This window comes from Microbacterium sp. Bi128 (assembly GCF_918698205.1).
In genome coordinates this window covers 1-5,585 of record NZ_CAKKMM010000262.1, presented here as the reverse complement: position 1 = coordinate 5,585, position 5,585 = coordinate 1, and the positions used below count along the sequence as shown (strand labels likewise).

Genomic DNA, 5,585 nt, shown 5'->3' with positions numbered 1-5,585 from the left:
GGCAGTCCCCACTCGGCCAGCTTGCGGTAGGTCTCGGACTGGCTGGCGGTGTCGAGACCCTCGCGGGCGCCGATGCCGTGGACGTACATCCGCAGCGGCCGCTTGGCGGTTTCCGCGGGGTCCTTCTGCCGCAGCGAACCCGCGGCGGCGTTGCGCGGGTTGGCCAGGGGCGCCTTGCCGGCCTCGATCAGGGCTTCGTTGAATTCCGCGAAGGCCTGCGACGGGATGAAGACTTCGCCGCGGACTTCCACCTCCGCCGGGAAGCCGGTGCCGCTGAGCTGCTGCGGGATTTCCTTGATGGTCAGGACGTTGTGCGTGATGTCCTCGCCGGTGGTGCCGTCCCCGCGGGTTGCGGCCCGGACCAGGGCGCCGTCGCGGTAGAGCAGGTTGACGGCCAGGCCGTCGATCTTCAGTTCGGTGAGCCACGACGGCGGGTTCCCGCCGTTGCCGAGCTTGGCGACGCCCGCCTCGGCCTTGACCATCCAGGCCTCCAGCTCCTCGAGCGAGAAGACATCCTCCAGGCTGTACATGCGCTGCAAATGCTGCACGGCGGCAAACGCCGCTGACACCTCGCCGCCGACTTCCTGCGTGGGCGAATCGTTGGCCACCAGTTCCGGATGCATGGCTTCGAGCGTTTCCAGCCGACGGTAGAGCTCGTCGAACTCGGCGTCGGAGATGATCGGCGCGTCCTGCTGGTAGTACGCAAAGCGGTGCTTGCGGACCTGCTCCACAAGGTCTTCATACTCCGCGCGGATGTCCCCGGACGGGACCTGCCCGTCGGGGCCTTGAGGGTCCGTGACGTGCCCGGGGGCTGCTTCGGCTGCTTCTTCAGTCCCTGCTGCGGTCTCTGCTGCGGTCTTCCCTGTGCTCACAGACCTATCCTGCCCTAGATCCCCGACATTGTCCGGTCCAGGGTCCGGTCCGGCCACAGATCGAACAGGTGAACACCTCGCCCGGCCCGGGGACGAATTCTGCGCCGGTGGAGAGCCGTGCTAGCCGCTGTTGACGGCGGCCAGATCGGCGGCCGGGCGGTCGCGAACGCCCAGTTTCGTGAGCGCGAGTGGGCCAAGGACGGTTCCGCTGAGGATGATGCCCGCGAAGATCAGGCATGAGAGCTGCCACGATCCACCGTCGTACAGCAGACCCGCCAGCAGCGACCCGGCTGCTGCCCCGAGCATCTCGGAGTTGGTCAGCAGGCTCATGCCGCGGCCCACGCGGTGCCGGTTGACCTCAGCTACGACTGCCCGCTGGATCGGCAGCAAGATCGCCCATGAGGCACTCGTGAGCACCCAGAGCGCGGCGATCACGAGCGGGCTGGGCGTGAACGCGAGGCCGGCCGCAGTCAGTGCCGACGCGACGGACGCGAGGACGTATCCCGTACGCCGGCCCCGCCGTTCAACGAACCGGTGCAGCGCTCGTGGCATAACCGTAAGCACGATGCCGCCCGGCAGGTAGATGAGTGCAATCTGGTAGACCTCCAGCTCAAGCGCCTTCTGCAGGTGAAGCAGCAGGAGCAGCGACACACCGGCTTCGGCGACTGCGGTCATCAGCGCGATCAGCAGCAGCGGGGCGAGGCGCCTGCCGTCGCCCCGGAACCCGTCCAACGGCTCCTCCTGCGGTGGCGCCAGGAACTTTGGCACGCGGAGCAGCAGGACCGCCGCGATAATACAGGCAACGGCGAGGGTCCCGAAGACCCCGCTGAAGCCGGTCAGAGGCAGCAGGACCATCGCTGGAATCCAGAAGAACCACGATCCGAGTGCTTCGGAGGACAGCAGCCCGGCCAGCGAGCCAGAGTCGCGATCGAGGAACTCGGCCGCGATTGCCCGGACCGCAATCCAAAAGAACGCGCCGCCGATACCGCCAACAATTGCAGCGGCGAAGGCGAGCGGCAGCGACGTCGCGACGGCGTAGCCGACGCAACTCACCGCGTAGAGCACGGCTCCTGCCGCACCCGCTGTCGTTCGCACCCGGGTGTCCACCAGCCAGCCGGAAATCGGACGTGCGATCACCGAGACGACGAGCTCGACGGCGACGAGGGCTCCGATCGCGCTTGGCCCGACGCCGAGTTCAATGCCGCCCCAGAGCGGGATCAGGAAGTCCATTATTTCCGCCGACCCTCCGATCAGGGTTGCGGCAGTGCCCGCTGCTTTCCTTCGATCCGGCTGAGTCCCCATGCCCGCGATCCTAAGGGACGACCCGCGAATTTGGTCTGACGCTGACCGCGAGGTCAGGCGGGCTCGTCCACGTTTGCAGTCCGGGCGTCGACCACGATCGCCGTGATGTTGTCCCGGCCGCCGCTGCGCAAGGCCGCCTGGATCAGTTCGTCCACGGCCGTCTGGGGGTCGGCCTCGGCCGCGAGGATGCCGGCGATCTTCTCATCGCTGAGTTCGCCGTTGAGGCCGTCGGAGCAGACCAGCATCCGGTCGCCGTCTTCAAGGGGAACCAGCCAGAAGTCGGCCTCGGAGTCATCCCCGGTTCCCAGCGCCCGTGTCACCACGTGCCTGCGGGGGTACACGGCGGCCTCGGCCTCGGTGATCTGGCCGGTGTCGAGGAGTTCCTGGACTTCGGAATGGTCCACGCTGATCTGTGCGAGCTGGCCGTGGCTGTACCGGTACGTGCGGGAGTCTCCGATGTTGAGGACAAGCCAGTACGGAACGTCCTGTTGTTCCACCACCACGACGCCGGACAGGGTGGTTCCGGCACGCGATCCGGTGGCGTGACGGATGCCCGCATCGGCCATGAGCAGGTACTCCTGCAGGATGTCCGCCGTCGCATCCCGGCTGCCGGTCTTGGACTGTGGCAGCTCGGCCAGGGTGCGCACGCAGATGCTGCTGGCAACTTCGCCGGCCTCGTGCCCGCCCATGCCATCCGCCACGGCGAAGACGGGGTCCGCGGCAATGAAGGAGTCCTCGTTCGCCTCGCGGCGCAGTCCCCGGTCCGTGCCGTACCCGCAGCGCAGTAGAGGTCCCTGTTTTCCGTCCGAGGGCGGGATAGGGGCGTCTGGCGATGGGTTCATGGCGGTCCTCAATACAGTGGTGCGCGGCTTCACTGGTGCGCGGGGGTTGACGGCGTTCACAACCCGGCCGGATCGCAACTGCCGGTCCGACTATTGCATACGCGCCGCTCAGCTGAGAAGCCCGCCACGGCCTGCCGCCGGGCTGATCCGGCGTTCAGTCCAGGATCAGGCCCCGGCCGCTGCCGGGCTGCAGCTGCACCGGGTGGATTTCACCGAACCCGCGGACGTCCTCGGCCGGCCGGGGCACCAGGACGAAGCGTTCGTCCTGCTCCAGCGCGGCCGCGGTCATCGAATCCACCAGCACGGTTCCAGGGTCCGCGAGAGCCGTAAGGCGGGCGGCGAGGTTGACGGTGGGTCCGTAGATGTCGCCGAGGCGGGAGAGGATGCGGCCCCAGACCATGGCCACGCGGGCCTGGGGCAGGATCTCGTCGTCGGTGAAGGCGCGGGACAGGGCCAGGGAAATCTCGGCGCCGGCCGCCGGAGTCTCGGCAATGTACAGGACCTCGTCGCCGACGGTCTTGACCAGCCGGCCGCCGCCGACCGAGATGATTTCGGCGCACTTGTTCTCGAAGCGCTGCACCAGCTGGGCGAGCGTCTTCTCGTTCATCCGGCGGGACAGGCTGGTGTAGGAGACAAGGTCGGCGAAGCCGACCGCCCGGGCCAACGGCAGGGGCGCATCGTCCTCGTCGCCTTCGCGGCCCTCTTCGCTGGACTGCAGCCCGGCTTCGGCCCGGACGGCTAGGCGCTGCACACCGGCGTTGAGCTGGCGGCGCCAGGAGTAGGCGAGCATCTCCTCGAGGGGGTCGATCAGGTTCGGCAACTCGCTGACGAGCCGCTTGCGGGCGACGGCGTCAGTGACGCCATGTTCCTGGACCATGTCCTCCACGAGGGCCTCGATCTGCCACACCACCATCCGGTCGGTCATCTGGCCGATGGCCCGGGTGATGGAGATTGCGGCTTCCTCGGTGAGCTTGCCGTCGCGCACCAGGTCCACGATGGTGGACAGGGCGGCCTGGTCACGCTCGGTGAAGGCGACATCTTCATCCCCGAGGTTGGGAAAACCCAGGGCGCGCCAAAGTTTCCGGGCAGAGAGCAGCGAGAGCCCCGCACCGGCGGCGACTTCACGACGCCGAAGCTTGCGTTCTCCGCCCAGCAGCCGCGCTTCCAGGGCCTTGGCGGCAAGCCGTTCAGCGGACATCGTGCCGGTGGGCGGGGCCACGGGTTCAGGTTCGGCGGGTTCGTTGGGCTCGACTTCGTCGGGTTCGAGTTCGGGTTCGGCGGCGGGTTCGATGAGCGCGCCGGCTTGGGCGCCGAAGGCGGTCCCGGCGTCGCTGTCGGCGGCAGCCGAACCGGCGGTGTCCTCGGGCTCCCGGGGCAAATCCGGGGCAGCGAGATCGATGTCCTGGTGGACGTTCTCAGCGTTCATCTCTTCCACCTTCTCTCGTCTCCCACGGCCAGGCCTCGCCCGGGTTGTAGGTCATGCCATCGGCGCCGGACGCCTCGCCCTGCGGGAGGTCGTCGATGGCGTCCAGCAGGAAATTACGGAATGTCGCGACCTCCGGGACATCGGGGACCACCGTTCCAAGGGGGTACCCGGTCTCCAAGGATATATTCCCGGAGTGCAATAGGCGCTGCAACAAGGATTGCTCAATGGCCACATGCCGGACGGCGGCGAGGGGTATCTGTTCATCGCGCCGCCGTAACATGCCGTATCGGGCAACTATGCGCTGGCTGGTGAGGATGTAGCGGGTGGCGTGCCACGCAATGACCCGCGGGAGGCAATAGCCCAGCAGCACCCACGCCGCCAACGCCAGGCACACGGCGAGGAGCCAGGGCGTCCACTCTTTCGGGACGAGGGGGACGAGCCGCGCCGGACCGCCCTTGACAACCCAGGCGCAGGCGTACGCGGCCAAGGCCGGAACAACAATGAACATCAGCGCCGGGACAATGAGCATCCTGGGCTGGGGCCGGGTCACCACAATCACTTGCTCTCCCGGCAGGAGCACTCTACGCATAGCCGCTTTCTGCTCCGCCGCTGCCGGTGCCCTGGCCGCCGGTCCCGGCCGGGTTCCACGGCCTCAGGTGCACGACGTCGCCGGCGGTCACCACATGTTCATGGCCCGCGGCATCGACCACCAGGAGTGAGCCGTATTCGTCCAGGCGCGTGGCGTGGCCAATGATCTCGTGGTCGCCCGGGAGTTGGGCCCGGACCTGCTTGCCGAGGGTTGAGAGGAGGTGCTCCACGCGTTTGTGCAGCGACGGGCCACCGGCCATGCCGGCGGTGGGGTCGCCGTCGGCGTTGCAGAAACTCCGGTACAGGGTGGCGAAGCGGGACAGGTAGCTCTTCAGGAGCTCCGTCCGGTCCACTGTGTCGGGATTCTCCAGCAGCACGGAGGTGGCGGTGGGAACTGGGAGTTCGGGCTCCGTCAGCGTGACGTTCAGGCCGGTGCCGAGGATGACCGGCGGCGCGCCGCCAGCGCCGAGCGGGCCGAGCTGGGCCAGGATGCCGGCGATCTTCCGGCCCCGGACCAGGACGTCGTTGGGCCATTTGAGTTCCGCCGGAAGGCCT

At 68.0% G+C, this 5,585-nt stretch carries 5 protein-coding genes and 1 pseudogene; all 6 read right to left on the bottom strand.

The window, feature by feature from the left end; all coding sequences use genetic code 11:
- Nucleotides 1-755: pseudogene (locus tag LQV45_RS16530) on the bottom strand (NAD-dependent DNA ligase LigA); the annotation flags it as partial.
- A gap of 237 nt (nucleotides 756-992) precedes the next feature.
- The gene (locus LQV45_RS16525; protein WP_230007964.1) at nucleotides 993-2,174 is read right to left on the bottom strand and encodes an MFS transporter; all 1,182 of its coding nucleotides are present in this window, start codon (nucleotides 2,172-2,174) and stop codon (nucleotides 993-995) included.
- A 53-nt stretch (nucleotides 2,175-2,227) separates the two neighbouring features.
- The gene (locus LQV45_RS16520; RefSeq protein ID WP_230007963.1) at nucleotides 2,228-3,016 is read right to left on the bottom strand and encodes a PP2C family serine/threonine-protein phosphatase; all 789 of its coding nucleotides are present in this window, start codon (nucleotides 3,014-3,016) and stop codon (nucleotides 2,228-2,230) included.
- Nucleotides 3,017-3,170: 154 nt separating this feature from the next.
- A complete protein-coding gene (locus tag LQV45_RS16515; RefSeq protein ID WP_230007962.1) occupies nucleotides 3,171-4,442 on the bottom strand; it encodes an adenylate/guanylate cyclase domain-containing protein in 1,272 nt (423 codons plus the stop codon).
- On the bottom strand, nucleotides 4,432-5,031 hold the full coding sequence (locus tag LQV45_RS16510) for a PH domain-containing protein (protein ID WP_230007961.1): 600 nt from the start codon (nucleotides 5,029-5,031) through the stop codon (nucleotides 4,432-4,434). Before LQV45_RS16510 ends, LQV45_RS16515 begins: the two co-directional genes overlap by 11 nt.
- On the bottom strand, nucleotides 5,024-5,585 hold a 562-nt coding region (locus tag LQV45_RS16505), incomplete at its 5' end, for a biotin--[acetyl-CoA-carboxylase] ligase (RefSeq protein ID WP_374208232.1). The genes LQV45_RS16510 and LQV45_RS16505, both read right to left, overlap by 8 nt.

Excerpts from the sequence above, each read along its gene's own strand:
- LQV45_RS16510 (WP_230007961.1), bottom strand. The coding sequence starts at position 5,031 with ATGCGTAGAGTGCTCCTGCCGGGAGAGCAAGTGATTGTGGTGACCCGG.
- LQV45_RS16525 (WP_230007964.1), bottom strand. The coding sequence starts at position 2,174 with ATGGGGACTCAGCCGGATCGAAGGAAAGCAGCGGGCACTGCCGCAACC.
- LQV45_RS16515 (WP_230007962.1), bottom strand. The coding sequence starts at position 4,442 with ATGAACGCTGAGAACGTCCACCAGGACATCGATCTCGCTGCCCCGGAT.
- LQV45_RS16520 (WP_230007963.1), bottom strand. The coding sequence starts at position 3,016 with ATGAACCCATCGCCAGACGCCCCTATCCCGCCCTCGGACGGAAAACAG.